Raw genomic sequence first — 20,249 nt, forward strand, 5'->3', positions numbered from 1 at the left:
GCTCAACTGCCTCTCCAAAGAATCCTTTCTCAGCCTAAACTCAACCCCAAAATCGCCATATGCGATTCCCCTGCCCTCGAGGGGGGAGATGTCGCCGAAGGCGACAGAGGGGGTCGGTTCGACCGGGCTCGTCTTCCTGCAACGGATGGAGGCTGGCGCTCGACGCGCGGCGACCCCCTCTGGCCTGCCGGCCATCTCCTCCTCAAGGGGGGAGATCACAGCTTCACCGCCCCGCCGCTCCATAAACCGGCGTCGCAATGCCTTCCATCCTCGCCTTGATCTGCAGCGCGACGTACTTCGAATAGAAGCGCGACAGCGCCAGATTGCCGCCGTGGAACCACAGCGCTTCCTGTGCCGTCGGCTTCCACATGTTGCGCAATTCGCCTTGCCACGGACCCGGGTCGCCTTTCACGCCCGAGCCAATCCCCCAGCACGGGCCGACCTTGTCGGCGACTTCGCGCGAGACGATCGCCGCCACGGTTTCGTTCATCGAGAGATAGCCGGTGCAGGCGATGATTGCGTCGGCCGCCAGTTCGGAGCCGTCGTCGAAGAGGATGCCTGTCGGCGTCAGCGACTTGATCCCGACGCCACTGCGGATGCCGATCTCGCCGTCGATGATCAGGTCGCAAGCGCCGACATCGATGTAGAAGCCCGAGCCGGTGCGGTAGGCCTTCATCAGGAGCCCGGTCTCGTCGTCGCCGAAATCGATGGCGAAGCCGGCGCCGCGCAAGCGATCGTAGAAGGCCGCGTCGCGCGCCTTGATGATGTCGTAAAGCGCGCGCTGGCCTTGCGGCAGCAGCGCGAACGGCGTCGAGGCGACGATCATGTCGGCCTTTTCAGTGGTGATGCCGCGGGCCAGCGCCTTTTCCGAGAAGATCTCGAAGCCGATTTCCATCAGCGTGTCCGACTTGACCACCGTCGTCGGCGACCGCTGGACCATGGTCACCTCAGCGCCGCTCTCCCAGAGATCGACGCTGACGTCATGGCCGGAACTTGCCGCGCCGATGACGGCGACCTTTTGCCGCGGAATTTCTCGCCGCTGGAATACTGGCTGGAATGCAGGATCTCGCCCTGAAAGACCTCGGCACCCGGCAAGTCGATGCGCCTGGGCGGGCCATAAGCACCGGTTGCAAAGACGATGTGCCTGGGCTTCAGCGTGATGCGCTCGCCGGCGCGATCGAGCTCGACCGTCCAGATTTTTTCGGCGTCGTCGTAGGACGCGCTGACGCATGTCGTGGAGGTCCAGTAGTTGAGCTCCATGACGCGCGTATACATTTCCAGCCAGTCGCCCATCTTGTCCTTGGGCGTGAACACCGGCCAGTTCTCGGGAAACGGGATGTAGGGCAGATGGTCGTACCAGACCGGGTCGTGCAGCACGAGCGAGCGATAGCGATTGCGCCAGGAATCGCCGGCCTGCGCATTCTTCTCAATGACGATGGCCGGCACGCCCAATTGCCTGAGCCGCGCCCCCAGCATGATGCCGCCGTGGCCGCCGCCGATAACCAGGCAGTAGGGCTGCTGGCTAACGCCGAGATCACGCGCCTCGCGGCGCCTCGCCTCCAGCCAGGTCTCGCGTTCCGGATCCGCCTTGTGGCGGACACCCAGAGGCCGCGCCGGGCCCTTGCGCTCCTCAAAGCCCTTGAGATCGCTCATCGCCGTAAACAGCGTCCGGCACTTGCCGTCCCTGAGGCGCATGACGCCTTGACCCCACGCCGATGACGTCTCGAAAGAAAACCAGGCCTCGATCGTGCCTTCGTTCGAAGTCGCTTCGCCGCTGAGCTGCCATCGGGCAGGCTTTGTCGTTGCCAGCGTCGCCGCCAGCATGTCGCGGATCGCGGCGCGGCCTTCCATGGTCTTGATGTTCCAGGTGAAGGTCAGCAGATCGCGCCAGTAGCAGTCCTCGATGAACAGGTTGATTGCGGCCTCGACGTCGCCGGCCTCGAGTGCTCGCGCAAAGGAACCAAGCCAGGTGGCTGCCTGTTTCGTCGGTGCGATGTCGAGCATCTGTCTTACCTAACTTCCAGTGACCTTTGCGCTGCCCTCATTCTTACCCTTTCCCGGTTCTTTGCGGGAGAGGGTGAGGGCAGCGCAAACAGTCCGGAAGCTAAGCTAAGGGCGCAGCGTAGGCCGAAGCGACTGCCCCTGCCGTCAGGCGCGCGCGCGGGCCTGATCCGAACCGCTATCCAGCCATGCAAGATCGTCCGGCGAAAGTGAAATGTCGAGCGCCTGGAGGCTGTCTTCCAATTCGTCGAGCGTGCGCGGCCCGATCAGCGGGACGGACGGGAAGGGCTGTGCCAGGACATAGGCGAGCGCGACGTGGATCGGGCTCTTGCCCAGCCGTTTGGCGAGCTCGATGGCGCGGTCGCGACGGCCGAAATTCCTCTCCGAATACCAGACCCGGACCAGCTCCTCATTGTCGCGCCGGTCGCGGCCGGCGCGGTCGGTGAAGAAGCCGCGGCCCTGGCTCGACCAGGCGAAGTTCGGCATCTGCCGGGCGGTGAGCCAGGCCTTCCATTCGTCGCTGGAGGAGGTGACGCAGCCTGCCCAGATCGGCTCCAGCATTTCGGCCAGCGAGAAATTGTTGGAAAGCGCGCCGGGCTTCTGCTTGCCGGTGCGCTCGGCATAGGCAATCGCCTCATCCATGCGTTCCATCGTCCAGTTCGAGCCGCCGAACGGACCGCGAATGCGGCCGGCCTTGACCTCGCGGTCCATCGCATCGACGAATTCGTCGACCGGCACATCCGGATTGTCGCGGTGCATGAAATAGACGTCGATATGGTCGGTCTGCAGCCGTTCGAGCGACTGGGTGAGTTGCTTGCCGATGACGTCGGGATAGCAGAGCGGCGAGTGCGCGCCCTTGCCGATGACCACCGACTGCTCGCGCACGCCGCGGTTCTTCAGCCACTGGCCGAGCAGCGTCTCGGTATAGCCGGAACCGTAGACGAAGGCGGTGTCGAACAGATTGCCGCCGGCCTCGAAATAGGCATCGAGCAGGATGGCGCCCGACGAAAAGGTGCGGAAATCCTCGAAGCCGAGCGCCAGGCACGAGGCCGGCCGCGGCAGGCCCGGAATGCTGCGCTTGGGGATGGCGGTTCCGCCGGAGCGCAGCTTCCGTCCGGAGATCGTGTTGACGCGCTTTGCCGGTTTCTCGATGTCGTATTCGAGCCCGATTGCCGCCCGCCATTTGTCGAGCACGCGCAGATTGCCGAGACTGTCGGCCCAGCCCATGCCGGGCCAGGCGAACTCCTGCTTTCCGCCGAGAATGGCCTCGCCGGCGGCGTCGACCTCAAATGCGTACAGCCAGCCGTCCTCCGTGACCTCGACCACCTCGGTGTCACCCGGACGGATGATGCGGATTTCGCCGGTGCCGCCTTGCTGGCCGCCGGCATACCAGAAATCCGCCACCTCGATGCGGCCTTTGCTGCCGACAATACGCAAGACATTGTCCTGAGCGAGCGAGATGCTGCAGGACACTTCCGCGACGATGCCGCCCGGAAAATGCAACAGCGCCGACGCCCATTCGTCGACGCCGGATTGGCCGAGATGCGCAGCGCCGACGACTTTGTCCGGCTCGGCGAAGGGCTTTCCCGCCGCGGCGCCGGCAATCAGCCGCGCCATCGAGACGGGATAACCGCCGACATCGAGAATGCCGCCGCCGGCGAGATCCTTGGCGTAGAGACGGTGCTCCGGCATGAAGCCCGGCATGGCGAAGCCGAAGCTGGATTTGATCATCTTGATGTCGCCGATCGCGCCGGTCCTGATCACCTCGACCAGCTTGGCCGTCTGCGGATGCAGCCGGTACATGAAGGCTTCGCCGAGAAAGGTGCCGGCCTTGCGCGCGGCATGGATCATGGCGTCGGCTTCGAATGCGGTCAGGCCAAGCGGCTTTTCGCAAAGCACGTGCTTTCCGGCCTCGGCCGCCTTGATCGCCCATTCGGCATGGCTCGGATGCGGCGTCGAAATATAGATCGCGTCGACATCCGGATCGCCAACCAAAGCCTCGTAGCCGTCCAGGATGCGGGCGCCGGGGAAAGCCTCGGTGAGCCCCGCCTTGCCGGGATTGCGCGCCCCTAAGGCGACCAATGTGCCGGTGCGCGAATGGGCGACGCCCCCGGCAAAAGCCTTGGCGATGTTGCCGGGCCCGAGAATGCCCCAGCGAACTTTTTCTGGTTTGGACGTCATGTCAAATCTCCGTGGGTGGCCGCGAGCAATCGCGATCGGACAAAAGAAAGATGGGTTAGCGAATGCGTGCGCCGGTGGCGTCGAAGAGAAGCGAGCGGTCGGCTTTGATCGACACCACCAGGTCGTCGCCGTTCGCGCGATGCCGCGAGGCCTCGCGCTCGATGATCAGTTCCTCGCGTCCGCCCCCGGTACCGGAATTGGCATAGACATAGCTCACCGATCCCAAGTGCTCGGCGACGTCGGCCTTGAGGGTAAGGTCGCAATCGCCCTGGCCGGCGTCGAAGAAATGCTCCGGCCGCACGCCAAGCACAACATCGCCGCCTGTTGCAGGCAAGGCATCCGAAAGCGGCTTGCGCAGTCGCGCGCCGCGATGATTGACCAGTTCGACGACCGCCGCACCGTTGTCGGCCCCGACCATTTTTGCCGCCAGGAAGTTCATTTTCGGCGAGCCGACGAAGCCGGCAACGAAGCGGTTGGCGGGGTCGTCGTAGAGATCGAGCGGCGCGCCGATCTGCTCGATATTGCCGGCGTTGAGCACGACGATCCTGTCGGCCAGCGTCATCGCCTCGGTCTGGTCGTGCGTCACATAGACCATGGTAACGCCGAGCTCCTTATGAAGGCGCGATATCTCGACGCGCATCTGCACCCGGAGCTCGGCATCGAGATTGCTGAGCGGTTCGTCGAACAGGAACACTTGCGGCTCACGCACGATGGCGCGGCCGATGGCGACGCGCTGGCGCTGGCCGCCCGACAATTGCCGCGGCCGCCGCTTCATCAGCTCGGCGATGCGCAGGATTTCGGAAGCCCGCTTCACCCGCCGCTCGGTATCTGCCTTGGGGTTGCCGGTCATTCTCAGGCCGAAGCTCAGATTCTGCTCGACCGTCATGTGCGGATAGAGCGCGTAGGACTGGAACACCATGGCGATGCCGCGATCGGCCGCCTCGACGTCGTTCACCACCTTGCCGCCAATGGCGATCTCGCCGTCGGTGATGTCCTCGAGCCCGGCGATCATCCGAAGCAGCGTGGACTTGCCGCAGCCGGAAGGGCCGACGAAGACGACGAATTCGCCGTCATCGATGTCGATATTGGCGCCGTGGACGATCTCGAAGACGCCGAAGCGCTTGATGACGTTTTTGAGTGTGACTGCCGCCATGCTGATCCTTACTTGATGGCGCCGGCGGCGATGCCGGCAACGAAATGGCGCTGCAGAAGCACGAACACGACGAGCATTGGCGCCGTCAGCATCACCGCGCCCGCCATGATGCCGCCCCAGGACACCTTGGTGAGACCGATCAGCGTGCCGAGCGCCACGGGCGCGGTCATTGCGCCCGGCTTGGAATTGATCAGCAGCGGCCAGAGATAGTTGTTCCAGGAGGCAAGGAAGAGGATGATGGCGAGCGCCGCCAGCATCGGCCGCGCCAGAGGCAGTGCGACGAACAGGAATATCCGCCATTCCTTGACGCCCTCGACCTTGGCGGCGTCGAACAGCTCGTGCGGCATCATCGAAAAACTCTGCCGCATGAAGAGCACGCCCAGCGAATTGAACAGCGGCGGCACGATCAGCGCCACCCAAGTGTTGGCGAGCTTGAAGTCGCGCGCCACCATGATGAATTGCGGGATCAGCACGACCGCATAGGGCAGCGTGATGGTGCCGAAGATGATGGCGACGACCATGCCCTTGCCGAAGAAGTTGTAACGCGCCAGCGCCCAGCCGGCCATCGAGGTCAGCATCACCGACAGGAAGGTATAGGTCACCGCCACCGAGACGGAGATGCCGATGGCGCCGATGAAATTGGTGCCGCGCTGCAGATTGCTGACATTGTCGAGGAAATTGCCATGCGGCAAAAGCTCGATGTCGGGGCTGAAGATGCCGTTGTCGGGCATCGTCGAAAAAACCACCATCATCCACAGCGGAAACAGCCAGACCAGCGCCAGCGGCGTCAGGAACAGATGCAGCGCGATGCTGCGTCCCAATCTGGCCTGGGAACGGCTGACTCTTGAGTGCGAGGTCATTTCGGTTCCCTCGTCAGCCATATCTGCACCAGCGAAATGGCAATCGCCAGCCCGGCCATGGTGTAGGCGACGGCCGAAGCGTAGCCGAAATTGAGCGACCGGAAGCCCTGGCGGTAAAGCAGCAGCCCGAGCGTTTCGGTGCCGCCGCCCGGCCCGCCGCGCTCGGTGATCAGGAAGGGCTCGGTGAACAGCTGCATGGTGCCGATGATCGACAGCACGGCGCAGAACACGATGATCGGCTTGAGCAGCGGCAGCGTGATGTAGAAGAACTGTTTGACCTTGCTGACCCGGTCCAGGGTCGCCGCCTCGTAGACATCCTCGGGAATCGACTGCAAGCCGGCGAGCAGGATGATGGCGTTGTAGCCGGCCCAGCGCCACGTCACCGCCATCATGATCACCGCCATCGCCGGGGTGACGTTGGTAAACCAGTCGACACTGGGCAGGCCGATGCTGTTCAGCAATTTGTTGATGATGCCGTAGTCGAGATTGAACATCAGCCGGAAAACCGCCGAATAGGCGACCTCGCCGACCACGACCGGCGCGAAGAAGGCAAAGCGGAACAGGCCACGGGCCTTGAGCAGCGGCGAATTCAAAAGCACCGCCATCACAATCGCCAGCGAAATCATCACCGGCACCTGGATGACAAGGATCAGCAATGTGTTCTTCAAGGCATTGAAGAAGGCCGGATCGCCGATCAGCCGGCCCCAGTTGAAGGTCGGCGCGAAGCGCCACGGCACGGTGCGCGTCGCCTGGAACGAGATCAGGAACGAATCGATGATCGGCCACAGCCAGAAGATCGAAAAAATCAGCAGATACGGCGCGAGGAAGCGATACGCCGTGGCGTTCTGGTAGCGCATCGTTTTCCTCCTTTCTGCTTTCAAGTTCTTGCCTTCTCCCCTTGTGGGAGAAGGTGGATCGGCGCGAAGCGCCGAGACGGATGAGGGGTGTTGGAAGGAATGCCGTCCGAGCCAAGCTGGAGCACCCCTCATCCGTCGCCTTCGGCGATCCCTTCTCCCCCAAGGGGAGAAGGGGAGCCGCGCGCTCGGAGCCGCCTCGTCTAGATCACGACTTGACCGGCAGGCCGGTCGCCGCGGCGATCTGGCTTGCGGCATCGTCGAGCGCTGCCTTGGCGTCGGGATAGCCGCCGGCCAGATATTTGGTCTGCACCGCGCGGATGATAATTTCGGCGTCGCTCTGGAACGGCGTGCCGCGGCTGGGGACGACCTTGGGCAAGGTGCCGAGGATGTCCTTCCACACGGCCTGGCCACCCCAATAGGGCAGGCCTTCGGAGACATAAGGGTCGTTGAGCGCCGAGATCAGCGACGGCACCAGGCCGAAGCCTTTCAGCATGGTGATCTGGCCCTCATTCGTCGCAAGCGTGTATTTCAGATAGGCGTAGGCGGCTTCCTTGTTCTTCGACACCGAGGTGATGGCGAGCGAGGAGCCGCCGAGATTGGCGGCGCGCGGACCGTCGGCGGTCAGGCTCGGCATCAGATAGACGCCCCATTTGCCTGCCCCATCGGGCGATTCGGTGCGCACGGTGCCTTCATACCAGCCGCCATACATCTGCGTGGCGACCTTGCCGGCGGTGTTGTTGGTGATCTTGGTGCTCCAGTCGGCAGAGGAAATGATGCCGGCGTCCTTCATCTCCTTGATCTTGGTCATGGCATCGACGCATTTGGGCTGGTTGACCGTGATCGATTGCCCGTCGGCGGAGAAGTAGGCGCAACCCTGCTCGTTGGAGATCATGCGGAAGAATTCGGAATCGCCGTTGAAATCGGCGTTGGTCATCGTGACGCCGGGATTGGCGGCCTGGATTTTCTTGGCGGCGGCGATGAAATCGTCCCAGGTCTTGATCGAGGACGGATCGACGCCAGCCTTCTCATAGAAGTCGCGGCGGTAGAACATCGCCACTGGACCGGAATCCCAGGGCATCGCATAGGCCTTGTCGTCAACCTCGAGCTCGGTACGCTTGAAGTCGGGGAATTTTGCCTGGTCTTCCGCGGTGTAGCCGAGCGTATGCAGGTCGACGAAGCAATCCGGGAACTGGCTCCAGTAGTTTTCGGCTTCGCCGTTCTCGATCGTAACGATGTCAGGCAGCCCCTCGCCGCCGGCGGCACAGCCGGCGATCGATTTGTCGTAGGTCGGCTGGTTGCCAAGGTCCTCGACCGTCACCTTGATGTCGGGATACTGCTTGTTGAAGCCCGCTATGGTGGCCTTCAGCGACGAAGCGGCGATATTCCAGCTCCAGATCGTGATTTCACCGGACTGCGCAAAGGCCGGGCTGGAGCCCAAGGCAAGCGCGAGCGCGGCGCAGGTCAATTTTATGCGCATTGAAATCCTCCCATTTCAGTTGCTCTCTGTTTGCGAGCGTGGCTAGACTAGGCCTCGGGAAAGCCTTGTCCGCGACAAAGGGAATAAGAAATGAGCGGAAAGTAAGATGCCGGAAAGGCCGTTTTACCAGCCTGGCGCCAGCAGCGTGGAGGGCCTGCCGCTGCTGCTGCAGATGTTCCACACCCAGCCCCTGGTGATGCTCAAGCCGCATTGGCACGCCCAGGTCGAGGTGAATTTCATCGTGCGCGGCGCCGTGCATTACCGCATGGACGGGCACGGGCTTTCGCTTTCTGCGGGCGAGATGTGCCTGTTCTGGGGCGGCCTGCCGCACCAGATGGACGAAGCCTCCGACGATGCCATCTACGCCGGCGCGCATCTGCCGCTGGTGCATTTCTTCCGGCTGCATTTGCCCGTCGAGGTCCGCAACAGACTGATGACCGGGGCGACGCTGGTGACCGACGCCACCGACCGGTCGGACGACCACAATTTCGAGCGCTGGAACCGCTATGCCCGCTCCGGCGACCCGGTCAAGGCCGAGCATGCCGTCAACGAGCTTTTGCTGCGGCTGGAGCGGGTGCGCTTCGAGCCTTACCGGCTGGTGCCCGAAACCCCGGTCGAACAGGAGATAGGCACTCCCTTCGATCAGCAATCGCTGCGCAATGTCGGGCGCATGTGCGACTTCATCGCCGAGAATTTCCTCTACGAGATCGATTGCGTCGACATCGCCGCGGCGGCCGATATCCATCCCAAATACGCCATGAGCATCTTCAAGAAATCGACCGGCATGACGCTCAATGAATATGTGAATCTGCTGCGCCTCAGCTACGCTCAGGCGCTGCTGATGCATCAGGATGCCAATGTGCTGCGCGTCGCCATGGAATCGGGCTTCGGCTCGCTCAGTGCCTTCAACAAGTCGTTCCGCAAGCTTTCCGGCATGTCGCCGTCGGATTTCCGCCGGGGCGTGGCCGGCGCCAGATAACGGCTGGATTCAGCCGATAATATCCAGGCGCCTCGGCAGGCGGTTCATCGGTGACGGACCGTTGGCGGTGATCAGGAACTGGTCCTCGAGATTGAAGCTGGCGAGACCGTCGATGTAGAGCGGGATCTCGAATGCCAGCACCATGCCGGCCTCGATCATGACATTGCTGTCGGCCGAGATGAACGGCCATTGCTCGGAAAACACGGAATGGCCGACGCTGTGGCCGAAATGGCCGCGGCGATAGGAACGCAGGCCCTGGCGCGCCAGGCTTTCGCTGGCGGCGCGATGCACGGCGGCTAACGGCTTTCCGGGCACAAGCGCGGCAAGCCCGTCGGCGAAGGTGCGTTCGGCTATCGCATGCAATTCGGCCTGTTCGGGCGACGGCGGCCCGAAGGTGAAATTCCGCGACATATCCGAGGCATAGCCGTTCACGCTGCACACCATGTCGGCCTTCAGCGGATCGCCGGCGGCGGCGACGGCGTCGGCGCCTTTTGGGCGAGCGCCCAGCGTGACGTATTCCGCCGTCGAGATTTGCTGCGACGACCCGGCGGCTGCATCCGCGACGCCTTGCCGGTAAAGCGCGACCAGCTCAGACTGACGCATGCCGGTCGTCGCATGCTGCTGCAGCCGCGACAGGCCGGCTTCCGACAGGGCGATGCCCTGCTGCAGAAGGTCGATCTCGCTCTGCGATTTGATTGCCCGCAGCCTGTCGAGAACCGGCGAGCCGTTGACCAGGGCAGTGCCCGGCAATATCGCCTGCATCGCGGAAAAATCGCTGGCCGAGACGAAATCCAGCTCGATGCCGAGCGTCGCACGCTCCAGCCCGAATTCTGCGAGGATCGTTTTCAGCTCGCGGACGGAGCGGGCAAGCTCGAAGGTCGCCGGACGTGAAAAACCGGGGGCGCGGCCAACCAAGCCGGCCTCGATGCGCTGCGCAACAGGCCGGTCGGCCGTCGCCGGCTCGAGCGACGCCGATTCGATCCAGATCGCATGCGTGCGCAGCACGGCGCCGGCCATCGCCGCCCGGAGCTGGGCAGCCTGGAAATCCGCCACCACGACGCCGATCGGCAGGTCGCCTCGCTTGGGAATAACGACGAAACCGGCGCCGGCCCGCCGGAACAGGCCGGCCGGGCCGATCCAGGCACCGGTGGCATATTGGAACGCCTCGGGCTCGCAAAGCACCAGCGCCTCGATGCCGGCGCGCTGCATCAGGTCAGTTGCGCGCTCGCGGTCGACAAAGCCGGTCATGGGATCTCCTCGAATGCACTCGAATCCGACGCCGATGCGGCGGCGTTTGACCTTAGCGTAGCTTCAGTGCCGCCGTGGAGCAGCTTTTTTCTGGAAGCGCTGTTCACCTTGAGAGTTCGTCGTCTGGAAACGAAAAAAGCCGCGGCGAACCACGGCTTTCAACGCGACAAGTGGTCTGTTTCGAATGCTTACTCGGTTTCGTCAGAGGTGTCGTCGGCAGTGTCTGCCGCGTCTTTCGCGGCCTTTCTATCCAGCGCTGCCTGCAAGGCCAGCGTAGCCTGCGGTGAGGCCGGTGTCGTGGCAACGACCGCCATTGCATGAGCAACGCCGGTCGTCGACTTGTCCTTGGCCGCGGCGGAAGTGGCGGCTCCGTGTCCCTGCGAGCCGGCCCCGGCCGAGTTTCCGCCGTTGCCGTTGCTGCCGCCATTGCCGTTGCCATTGCCATTGCCCCCGGGAGCAGCGAGTACCGGAGATGCGACAAGGGTGAGAGCGGCTACAGTCGCGAATAGACAGGTGCGCGTTTTCATAGTTCCTCCTTCGAGTCGCCCTCCCGCCAGGATGGGTTCCAGATGAAAAACGTCAGGACTTTCGAATCCGAAAGTCGGCTGTTACCTAGCTTTGTTCAAATACAGTATTCTACAAGACGGACCTTGGTCCGAAATCGATACGCAAAAGTCCTGGATTTTATCGACAGCGTACTTCGGACGACCGCAGCGGCGGGATTTTTGCTGCCGGCAGATCCGGCGCCGCTACAGCGCAGTGTGCGTCGGCTGACATGAGGCTAGGGTCGAGGAAACCTAGCTGCTCGGCTATCGGTGACTGAGGAACATTCCACATTTCGTGAAGTTGGGAGCGCAGGCGTGCTTTTGAGGTGCCAAAATGTTTGATGCCGGCGGGCTTTTGGGAGGAAGCCATGACCCGCGTCACGCCTGCATTTCGTGTTTCGTGCCGCCGCGAATTGCAGTTTGGCCTGGGAGCAACGCTCGCTTCGGCCACCGGGCTTGCCCCGGTTTCCCGCGCCTATGCGCAGGATGAGGTCAAAGACGAAGACATTTTTTTCCGGTTCGCCCTCAATCTCGAATATATATGGAAGCCGAATATTACCTGCGCGGTACAACCGGAAAAGGGATCGAAGACTCGGATGCCGGCCCGAAGGCCGGCGCTGTCGTTGGCGGCAAACAGGTCAGCTTTGACAAGCCTGCAATCGGCGAGTTCATGCGCCCATGGCGTCCAAAAAGCTAGTGAGTTCAATTGGCTCGCCCGAAAAGAGTCGAACTCCTGACCCCCAGATTCTGGTCTGAGAAGTCAAGATCTAGGCGGTTCGAACGTGTCCCCTACTCCGTCAACGCTCCGGCTTCCCACCGCCAAGGCACATCATGGTTTAGGAGCTTGGCTTAGACGCTCGGAGTGAAGTACCCAGCCCATACCTTATTCCATTCTGGAGTTTCCACGTTTTTCGCAGCGGTCAAGGCCGCCGAGAATCCGAGATGGTCAATACCAGTGAAATGATGCAGGTTCTTCTGGACCACGTGGCAAGCAGGCCGCTGAGCAGACGTAGCTTCCTGGTTTCAGCATATGGACCCTCTTTGTAATACGAATTGAAAATTGCGCCCTCATGTTTCAGAACAGGTCGGTAGACCCGCGAGGATGGTTTCGAATCCTGCGGGTCGCTCACGGTCCTCAAGGCGAGAATTCTAAGAGACGTTCAACAATGACCCAGCACGCAGAAAACGCTCGAATTCTCATGTACAGCCACGACACGTTCGGGCTCGGCCATTTGCAGCGCTGCCGGACTATCGCGCATTCGCTGGTCGAGGATTTCCGCGGACTTCAGGTGCTTATCATTTCGGGTGCGACTATCGCTGGCGCCTTCGACTACCGCGCCCGTGTCGACTTCGTGAAGATCCCCAGCGTCATCAAGCTGCGCAACGGCGAATACACCTCGCTGGAAAAGGACATCGATCTGCATGAGACGCTAAGGATGCGCCAGTCGATCATCCGCCATACAGCTGAGACCTTCCGGCCGGATATCTTCATCGTCGACAAGGAACCGCTCGGCCTGCGCGGTGAGATTGAGGACACGCTGTCCTACCTCAAGACGCGGGGCACCACGCTGGTGCTTGGCCTGCGCGAGGTGATGGATGCGCCGCATCTGCTCGAAGCAGAGTGGGCACGCAGAGACGTGATGCGCAAGATAGGCGTCTTCTACGACAAGGTCTGGGCCTATGGTCCGCCGGATTTCTACGATCCGTTGACCGGCTTGGATGTGCCCCCGGCTGTCAGGGCAAAGATGAGGTTCGTCGGTTTCCTGCAACGGAGCCTGCAGCGGAACGAGTTGCCCGGCCACCGGCCTGAGGGCGACTATATCCTCGTTACTACCGGTGGCGGCGGTGACGGCGCCGATCTGATCCACGACGTCATCGATGCCTATCAGCAGGATCCGCAATTGCAGCATAGAGCCCTGATCGTGCTTGGGCCTTACATGCCGGCGCGCAAGCGCAACAAGCTGCTCAAGAAGGGGTCCAAGATCCCCTACATCAAGATCATCGAGTTCGACAACCGCATGGAAGACCTGATTGCCGGCGCCAAGGCGGTAGTGGCGATGGGCGGCTACAACACCTATTGCGAGATACTGTCTTTCGACAAGCCGGCGCTGATCGTGCCGCGCGTCGAGCCCCGCCGGGAACAACTGATTCGCGCACGGCGCGCAGCCGAACTCGGCCTCATCGAGATGCTTTTGCCGGAAGAAGCCGAGGATTCCCGGCGGTTTGCTGATGCACTGAAGGTGCTGCCGGACCGGCCCCGCCCATCGCAGAGCAATCCGCATCTGACGCTGGAAGGGCTGCCTCATATTTCCGAAATCGTCGCGGAACTGCTCGACCGGCGAGCCGGCCATCACCTTTCGGTCATTGAAGGAATGACCTGAGTTGCAACATCGCAAGATCGTCGTGGTTCTGAAGGGTTATCCGCGGCTGTCCGAAACCTTCATCGCGCAGGAACTGCTCGGTCTTGAGCGTGCGGGGTTCGACCTGATACTCGTCGCGCTCAGGCGGCCGACCGACGAAAAACGCCACCCCGTGCATGACGAGATCAAAGCGCCCGTCCATTATCTGCCGGAATATCTGCATGAAGAGCCGCTGCGCGTGCTTCGCTCGCTGTTTGCCTGTCTGCTGCGTCCGGGCTTCTGGCGCGCGCTCGGATCGCTGGCTGCCGATATGCCCCGCGACTTTACGCGCAATCGCGCGCGCCGCTTCGGGCAAGCGCTCGTGCTGGCGGCCGAATGGCCGGAAAACGCGGGCTGGCTGCATGCACATTTCGCGCACACGCCTGCATCGGTGACGCGCTATGCCAGCCAGCTTCGTGGCCTGCCCTGGACCTGCTCGGCCCATGCCAAGGACATCTGGACTTCGGCGGACTGGGATCTGGCCGGCAAGCTTTCCTCGGCGCGCTGGACGGTCACTTGCACGAAAACCGGCTTCGATCGTCTGAAAAAACTCGCTAACGGCAACTCGTCTGTGCATCTGAGCTATCATGGGCTCGACCTTGATCGCTTCGGCAGTTTCGGCGAGGCGCGAAAGCAGCATGACGGCTCGGCTCCGGACGAACCGGTTGTCGTTCTGAGTGTCGGGCGCGCCGTTGAAAAGAAAGGTTACGATACGTTGCTGGAGGCCCTTGCCCTGTTGCCCGGCGATTTGGCGTGGCGTTTCGAGCATATCGGCGGCGGCGAAGAACTGGAACGGTGCAAGGCGCTGGCGCAAAAGCTCGGCCTGGATGGTCGCGTCTCTTGGAAAGGCGCGCTTGCGCAGGAGGAGGTGCTTGAGCACTACCGCCGTGCCGACATCTTCGCCCTGGCCTGCAGGATCACCGCAACTGGCGACCGCGACGGTCTGCCGAACGTTCTGGTGGAGGCGGCTAGCCAGCGGCTTGCCTGCGTGTCGACCGATATTTCCGGCGTGCCGGAGCTTTTATCGCCGAATGAAACGGGGTTGCTGGTTCCGACGGAAGACCCGATTGCCCTGGCACAGGCGCTGGAGCGCCTGATCCGTGATCCCGTGCTCCGCGACCGCCTCGGCGACGCCGCAGAGCGGCGCGTGCGCGGCAATTTCGATCATATGGCAAGCATTGGACAGCTCAAGGAACTGTTCGAGCGGGAGTGGCGGGCCGCCGAATGAAGCGGCTGCGCGCTTTCTTCTATGTCCAGCACCTGCTCGGCATCGGCCATCTCGCGCGCGCCAGCCGCATTGCGGCGGCTCTGGTCGATGACGGGTTTGACGTTACCGTCGTGACCGGCGGAGCGCCGATCGCCGGGTTTCCGGGACTGGGTGTACAATCTGTAACTCTGCCACCTGTCACCTCCGGTGATGAAGGATTTTCGGGACTTGTCGACCTGCAAGGCAACCCTATCGACGATGATTTCAAGAAATGGCGTTCAGAGATGCTGCTGCAGGCATTCCGGGATTGCAGGCCTGATATCGTCATTGTCGAGGCGTTTCCATTTGGACGCCGGCAGATGCGTTTCGAACTCTTGCCGCTGATCGAGGCCATCGACGCGACGTCGCCCAGACCGCTGCTGGCGACGTCCGTCCGTGATATCCTCCAGGAGCGCGTCAAGCTGGGCCGAAACGAGGAAACGGTCGATCTCATCAACAGGCATTTCGATCTTGTTATGGTCCACGGCGATCCGGCTTTCGCAACCATCGACAAGACATTTCCACTGGCTGGGGCGATCAGGGCCGAGGTCACCTACACGGGGCTCGTTGCCGCGCCGCCATCGCCCGCGGGCTCCGAGCGCTTCGACGTTCTGGTGTCGGTTGGCGGCGGGGCTGCCGGAAAGAGCCTTGTCAGATCCACCATCGCAGCGGCGCGGAATGCCAACAACGCTTGGAAATGGTGTTTGATCACCGGCCCAAACCTGCCGAAAGACGAGTTTGACGCGATCGCACGCGATGCCACGCCGGGCCTGTCCATCTTCCGGTTCCGCGAGGATTTCGCCAGCCTGCTGACCGGCGCCCGCCTGTCAGTCTCGCAGGCGGGTTACAACACGGTCTGCGATGTCCTGCGCGCGGGCTGTCGCTCCCTGCTCGTCCCATTTGCAGCCGGCGGGGAAACCGAACAGACGGTTCGCGCCCTGATGCTCGAAGAACTCGGTCTTGCAACGGTGCTGATGGAAAAGGACCTGACGCCTGAAGGTTTGGCGCAAGCGGTCGAACAAGCGCTTGTGGAACCGACGCCATCTGCGCATCGTCTCGATCTGGAAGGCGCGCGTCGCTCCGCGCAAATCCTGCGCGAGCGGCATCGAACATGGTCCCTAAACGTGGGGCCCGGTTTCGGAAAAGTTCATGATTAAACAGACGATAGATCCTAGAGCGGTTCATCGTTTCACGCAGAACCGCTCTGTCTCTTTGTTTTGACGCAATTCCGGACGGAAAGCCGTTTCCACACTTTCCTGCAAATGCCCTAACGCGCGTCGCGTCTGGTGAGATTCGTGCGACGCGCTTCAAGTCCTGTTTTTATGCGTGTCGTTGTCCCAAAACCGCTACGCGCTTTTGGGCGAAATGCATTAAACAGTTCCAATCAGCATGAAGCGCGTATAATTTTTTGTCGGCAGTTCGCCGGAGAACCGCACCTCCCGTAGCGCCGCCATTTCCTCGAAGGCTGCAAGCGAAGCCACGCAGTTGATGTGCGTCGGCTCGCTGAAATAATCGTTCGATTGCAGCAGCACATTCGTGCCCGGCGGAAGCAGAGCAAGCCAGGCGCGCAGATCGGCTATATGTTCGCAGCTCGTATTGACCATCAGATCGGGCCGCCCGGCCGCATAGTCGAGTGCGTACATATCTGCCGTCAGCGCCCGGAACCGGTCGCCGGCTTCCCGGTTGAGGGTCCGGGCGACCGGCGCGACTTCGGGATCGATGTCGATGCTATCGACCGCCGCGATGTCGAAGCGGGCGTCGTTGAAAAGCATTGCCGGCAATACGCCGTACCATCCACCCAGAACCCATATGCGCCCGAAGCGGCCGCCGCCGCTTTCGAACAGCCTGTCGAGCGCCCACATCTTGCAGGCGACCTGCTTGTGGTTGAAGGCGTTGGCGATATCGGCTTTCGGATGCTTGGCGACGACGCGCGCCAGCCCTGCCACGAGAGGGCAGTTGACATAAGCAGCAATTCCCCGCGTGAGGTCCAAGGCTTGCTCGTGCCAGTCCATGGCATTGCGTGGTTGCGTGACATCCATCATAATTCGTCTTGTATGTTGGGATTTTGGGCGACACAACGCAATCTTGCCTCCCGCAAGACTGTTTGATTCCGCGGACGTGATCATGCTGCAAGCCGCTTGGCTATTGCCCGGTGCCGGAGAGAGCCTGTTGCATCTGTCCGGATCATCGGCGTCCATCCGCCAGCACCAGCCGCGCAGCTGCGGCCTCGTGCTGCTCGGCTGTTCGCCAAAGCCTTACGAAAGCCGCGGACCGTTTGGCCAGCTGCTTTCTTCGCCGATCAACAATGCCCATGTCGTTGCCATCGACCATGCGCCGGAACTGGATCGCGCCGCCTCGCAGGTTCCTTGCATCGTTGAGCGCAGGACAATGCCCGTGCACAGCAGCTTCGAGCTTGTCGTTGGCGATGAAGAAATTGCCGATACGCCATTCGCCAGCAGGTGCTTTTACATCCTGCATCCTTCCAACTGAAGGGTCCACAGTCGCATATGGAAGCCAGCCTAGCCCGCTATATCTGGACGCACACCAAGAAGCAGCAGCTCTGGATATTGATGATCGTCGTGCTTTCGATGATCCCGTATTTCATGTCCTTCGACCTGCCGAAGCTGATCGTCAACGGACCGATCCAAGGTCGCGGCTTCGAGCAACCGGGCGCGACCCAGCCATTCATGAGGCTACACTACAACCTGCCGTTCATTGGAGAGGTCCAGTTCTTCTCCGGTTTTCAGCTCGACCGCGAGGAGACCCTGTTTGCCCTGAGCCTTGTGTTCCTCTTGCTAGTCGTCATCAACGGCCTGTTCAAATTCTACATCAACACCTACAAGGGCCGCCTCGGCGAACGCATGCTGCGGCGTATCCGCTTCGATCTGGTCGACCGTGTGCTGCGTTTTCCGCCGGTTTACTTCAAGCGGGTGAAATCCGCCGAAGTGGCGACCATGGTGAAGGACGAGGTGGAGCCGCTGGGCGGCTTCATCGGCGACGCCTTCCTGCAGCCGGTACTGCTCGGCGGCCAAGCGCTGACGGCCATGCTGTTCATCATGATCCAGAACGTCTGGCTCGGAATGATAGCGGTCGTGATCGTGGCGATCCAGATCGTGCTCATCCCGCGAATGCGGCGGCGGCTGATCGTGCTCGGGCGCCAACGGCAGTTGACGGCGCGCGCGCTTTCGGGCCGGGTTGGCGAAATCGTCGACGGCATCGGCGCGGTTCACGTCCACGATACATCAAACTACGAGCGCGCCGACATAGCTGCCCGGCTCGGGCTCATCTTCAAGATCCGCTTCGATCTTTACCAATGGAAATTCATGGTGAAGTTCCTCAACAATTTTCTCGCGCAGCTCACGCCCTTTCTGTTCTACATGATCGGCGGGTATCTGGTCCTCCAGGGGCGGCTGGACGTCGGCCAGCTCGTGGCCGTGATCGGCGCCTACAAGGACCTGCCCGGACCGATGAAGGAACTGATCGACTGGGATCAGGATCGGCAGGATGTCCAGGTCAAATATCAACAGGTCGTTGAACAGTTCACCGTTGAAGGTCTCATCGCGCCGAAAATCGGGGCATTGACGATCGACGATCCCGATCCGATGACCAAGCCGCTGTCGGCGATCAATCTGTCCATAGCAGACGATGGCGGTGCAATGCTCCTCAACCGTATCTCCCTCCAGGTCAAGCCGGGTGAGGCGGTGGCACTGGTCAGTACCGCAACAGGTGGAGCGGAGGCGCTTGCAGAAGCCTTCGCGCGGCTGAACTGGCCGGACAGCGGAAGGGTCGCTTCGGGCACCGACGACCTGCTTGAACTTCCCGAAGCAGTAACCGGCCGGCGCATGTCGTATGCCTCGTCGGATGTTTTCCTGTTCCAGGCAAGCCTCCGCGACAACCTGCTCTACGGGTTGAAGCATGCGCCGCTGACATCGGTGCCTTATGACGGTGCTGCGGCAGATCAGCACCGCTGGAACATTCACGAGGCGCGCCGGTCGGGCAATCCGGATCTTGATATCCACAGCGACTGGATCAACTATGCTTCCGCTGGCGCTACCGGCCCGCACGACCTCTTTGAAGCCGTGCGCCGGGTGCTCGACGCGGTTGTTCTGTCGCGTGACATTCTGGATCTCGGCTTGCGCTCTTCGGCCGACCTCACGCGTCACACGGAGCTTGCCAGGCGGATCGTCGAACTGCGTGCGGCGCTGCGGACCCGGCTGGAACAAGAGGGGCTGAGCGGATTGGTGGTTCCTTTCGAACCGGGCGCCTACAACAAGGAAGCAACGATCGGCCAAAACCTGCTCTTCGGCGCTGCCGCCGGCCCCGAACTGGCCGACAGGGCCCTGGCGGCCAATCCCTATTTTGCTTCCGTGCTGAGGCAAGCCGGCCTCGACCGCACGCTCTACGAAATGGGCTTGGAGATCGCCAAACAGGCGATCGAGCTGTTTGCCGACCTGCCGCCCGATCACCAGTTCTTCCAGCAGCTCGCCTTCATGAGCGCGGAGGAGATACCCGCCTACGAAACCTTGCTGCAACGGCTCAAGAACCGTCCCTACGAGGCGGTTTCGGAGAACGATCGCGCCATGATCGTCACCTTGAGCTTTGCCTATATCGAGCCCCGGCACCGCTTCGGCCTGCTGAGCGACGAGCTGATGAGCAAGATCGTCGCTGCACGCAACCGGTTCTATGAAGACCTGCCGCCCGAGCTGCACAATGCGGTCGAACGGTATGATCCTGCCAAATACATTGCCGCGGCCACCGTCATGGATAATGTCCTGTTCGGGCGTGTGGGCAACAATCATCCCGACGCGCCCGACCGCATACGCTCCATCGTCTATGACATTCTTGACGAACTGGGGCTTTATGGCGAACTTCTGGATGTCGGCCTGGACTTCAACGTCGGCTCCGGCGGCAGGCGGCTGACCGGTGGACAGCGACAGAAGCTCGATGTTGCCCGGGCCTTGCTCAAGCGTCCCGATTTTCTCATTCTCAACCGGCCGCTGTCGGCGCTCGACCAGCGCATGCAGGATAAGGTGCTGCGAAATGTGCTCGAGGAAGCCAGGCGCGACGGCCATTCGCCGGCAATTGTGTGGGTCGTGACGAATCCGGCAATGGCGATGATGTTCGATCGCGTTATCGTCTTCGACTCGGGTCAATTGGCGGAAGACGGAACACACGAGACACTTTTGGCAGGGAACGGTATCTTCAAGGAACTGTTGTCATAGAGCAACGGACATTCAGATGGGATCATTCTGCCGGTGCACGACATCGGGCTCGCCACCTTTCGCGTGGTTTGTCTCGCCATC

General features: G+C 61.9%; 15 protein-coding genes and 2 pseudogenes. 7 read left to right on the plus strand and 10 right to left on the minus strand.

Features of this window, described 5'->3' with window-relative positions:
* From NKH16_RS31005 to NKH16_RS31035, 7 genes and pseudogenes are all read right to left on the minus strand, one after another.
* Positions 1–219: hypothetical protein (locus tag NKH16_RS31005; RefSeq protein WP_352903363.1), on the minus strand; the 219-nt coding region annotated here is incomplete at its 3' end.
* A 4-nt stretch (positions 220–223) separates the two neighbouring features.
* A pseudogene (locus NKH16_RS31010) lies at positions 224–2,004 on the minus strand (NAD(P)-binding domain-containing protein).
* A 144-nt stretch (positions 2,005–2,148) separates the two neighbouring features.
* Positions 2,149–4,182 (minus strand): aldo/keto reductase, encoded by a 2,034-nt coding sequence (locus tag NKH16_RS31015; RefSeq protein WP_352903365.1) that lies wholly within the window; start codon positions 4,180–4,182, stop codon positions 2,149–2,151.
* A gap of 55 nt (positions 4,183–4,237) precedes the next feature.
* Positions 4,238–5,335: an ABC transporter ATP-binding protein gene (locus NKH16_RS31020; RefSeq protein ID WP_352903367.1), complete on the minus strand. Its 1,098-nt coding sequence runs from the start codon at positions 5,333–5,335 to the stop codon at positions 4,238–4,240.
* An 8-nt stretch (positions 5,336–5,343) separates the two neighbouring features.
* On the minus strand, positions 5,344–6,195 hold the full coding sequence (locus tag NKH16_RS31025; protein ID WP_023675945.1) for a carbohydrate ABC transporter permease: 852 nt from the start codon (positions 6,193–6,195) through the stop codon (positions 5,344–5,346).
* Entirely contained in the window at positions 6,192–7,052 is an 861-nt protein-coding gene (locus tag NKH16_RS31030) for a carbohydrate ABC transporter permease (protein ID WP_254817930.1), read from the minus strand. Before NKH16_RS31030 ends, NKH16_RS31025 begins: the two co-directional genes overlap by 4 nt.
* A 205-nt stretch (positions 7,053–7,257) precedes the next feature.
* Positions 7,258–8,529 (minus strand): extracellular solute-binding protein, encoded by a 1,272-nt coding sequence (locus tag NKH16_RS31035; RefSeq protein ID WP_023675947.1) that lies wholly within the window; start codon positions 8,527–8,529, stop codon positions 7,258–7,260.
* Positions 8,530–8,635: 106 nt separating this feature from the next.
* Between NKH16_RS31035 and NKH16_RS31040 the strand changes: the two genes are divergently transcribed.
* Positions 8,636–9,508, plus strand: coding sequence for a helix-turn-helix domain-containing protein (locus NKH16_RS31040; protein WP_352450267.1), 873 nt, complete (start codon positions 8,636–8,638; stop codon positions 9,506–9,508).
* Between the two features lie 9 nt (positions 9,509–9,517).
* Here NKH16_RS31040 and NKH16_RS31045 read toward each other — a convergent pair whose 3' ends face one another.
* Positions 9,518–10,756, minus strand: coding sequence for a M24 family metallopeptidase (locus NKH16_RS31045; RefSeq protein ID WP_352748245.1), 1,239 nt, complete (start codon positions 10,754–10,756; stop codon positions 9,518–9,520).
* A 188-nt stretch (positions 10,757–10,944) separates the two neighbouring features.
* Positions 10,945–11,283: a hypothetical protein gene (locus NKH16_RS31050; RefSeq protein WP_023675950.1), complete on the minus strand. Its 339-nt coding sequence runs from the start codon at positions 11,281–11,283 to the stop codon at positions 10,945–10,947.
* Between the two features lie 386 nt (positions 11,284–11,669).
* Here NKH16_RS31050 and NKH16_RS31055 point away from each other — a divergent pair.
* From NKH16_RS31055 to NKH16_RS31070, 4 genes and pseudogenes are all read left to right on the plus strand, one after another.
* Positions 11,670–11,977 (plus strand): annotated as a pseudogene (locus NKH16_RS31055) (ferritin-like domain-containing protein); the annotation flags it as partial.
* Positions 11,978–12,467: 490 nt separating this feature from the next.
* On the plus strand, positions 12,468–13,682 hold the full coding sequence (locus tag NKH16_RS31060) for a glycosyltransferase family protein (RefSeq protein ID WP_352450264.1): 1,215 nt from the start codon (positions 12,468–12,470) through the stop codon (positions 13,680–13,682).
* A 1-nt stretch (position 13,683) separates the two neighbouring features.
* Entirely contained in the window at positions 13,684–14,928 is a 1,245-nt protein-coding gene (locus NKH16_RS31065; protein ID WP_352450263.1) for a glycosyltransferase, read from the plus strand.
* The gene (locus NKH16_RS31070) at positions 14,925–16,103 is read left to right on the plus strand and encodes a glycosyltransferase family protein (RefSeq protein ID WP_352450262.1); all 1,179 of its coding nucleotides are present in this window, start codon (positions 14,925–14,927) and stop codon (positions 16,101–16,103) included. Before NKH16_RS31065 ends, NKH16_RS31070 begins: the two co-directional genes overlap by 4 nt.
* A gap of 213 nt (positions 16,104–16,316) precedes the next feature.
* Here the strand turns inward: NKH16_RS31070 and NKH16_RS31075 are convergent, their stop codons facing one another.
* Positions 16,317–16,985: a class I SAM-dependent methyltransferase gene (locus NKH16_RS31075; RefSeq protein WP_352450272.1), complete on the minus strand. Its 669-nt coding sequence runs from the start codon at positions 16,983–16,985 to the stop codon at positions 16,317–16,319.
* A gap of 130 nt (positions 16,986–17,115) precedes the next feature.
* Here NKH16_RS31075 and NKH16_RS31080 point away from each other — a divergent pair, with 130 nt between their 5' ends.
* Together NKH16_RS31080 and NKH16_RS31085 are read left to right on the plus strand one after the other, a co-directional pair.
* Positions 17,116–17,436, plus strand: a complete 321-nt coding sequence (locus NKH16_RS31080) for a hypothetical protein (RefSeq protein ID WP_352450261.1) — start codon at positions 17,116–17,118, stop codon at positions 17,434–17,436.
* A gap of 17 nt (positions 17,437–17,453) precedes the next feature.
* Complete coding sequence (locus tag NKH16_RS31085; protein WP_352577347.1) at positions 17,454–20,168, plus strand: ABC transporter transmembrane domain-containing protein; 2,715 nt, start codon at positions 17,454–17,456, stop codon at positions 20,166–20,168.
* Positions 20,169–20,249 lie beyond the last annotated feature (81 nt).

Source organism: Mesorhizobium sp. M1307 (assembly GCF_040318155.1).
In the GTDB taxonomy this organism is placed as follows: domain Bacteria; phylum Pseudomonadota; class Alphaproteobacteria; order Rhizobiales; family Rhizobiaceae; genus Mesorhizobium.

Excerpts from the sequence above, each read along its gene's own strand:
- NKH16_RS31045 (WP_352748245.1), bottom strand. The coding sequence starts at position 10,756 with ATGACCGGCTTTGTCGACCGCGAGCGCGCAACTGACCTGATGCAGCGC.
- NKH16_RS31070 (WP_352450262.1), top strand. The coding sequence starts at position 14,925 with ATGAAGCGGCTGCGCGCTTTCTTCTATGTCCAGCACCTGCTCGGCATC.
- NKH16_RS31025 (WP_023675945.1), bottom strand. The coding sequence starts at position 6,195 with ATGACCTCGCACTCAAGAGTCAGCCGTTCCCAGGCCAGATTGGGACGC.
- NKH16_RS31020 (WP_352903367.1), bottom strand. The coding sequence starts at position 5,335 with ATGGCGGCAGTCACACTCAAAAACGTCATCAAGCGCTTCGGCGTCTTC.
- NKH16_RS31075 (WP_352450272.1), bottom strand. The coding sequence starts at position 16,985 with ATGGATGTCACGCAACCACGCAATGCCATGGACTGGCACGAGCAAGCC.
- NKH16_RS31050 (WP_023675950.1), bottom strand. The coding sequence starts at position 11,283 with ATGAAAACGCGCACCTGTCTATTCGCGACTGTAGCCGCTCTCACCCTT.
- NKH16_RS31085 (WP_352577347.1), top strand. The coding sequence starts at position 17,454 with ATGGAAGCCAGCCTAGCCCGCTATATCTGGACGCACACCAAGAAGCAG.
- NKH16_RS31015 (WP_352903365.1), bottom strand. The coding sequence starts at position 4,182 with ATGACGTCCAAACCAGAAAAAGTTCGCTGGGGCATTCTCGGGCCCGGC.
- NKH16_RS31060 (WP_352450264.1), top strand. The coding sequence starts at position 12,468 with ATGACCCAGCACGCAGAAAACGCTCGAATTCTCATGTACAGCCACGAC.
- NKH16_RS31035 (WP_023675947.1), bottom strand. The coding sequence starts at position 8,529 with ATGCGCATAAAATTGACCTGCGCCGCGCTCGCGCTTGCCTTGGGCTCC.
- NKH16_RS31030 (WP_254817930.1), bottom strand. The coding sequence starts at position 7,052 with ATGCGCTACCAGAACGCCACGGCGTATCGCTTCCTCGCGCCGTATCTG.
- NKH16_RS31040 (WP_352450267.1), top strand. The coding sequence starts at position 8,636 with ATGCCGGAAAGGCCGTTTTACCAGCCTGGCGCCAGCAGCGTGGAGGGC.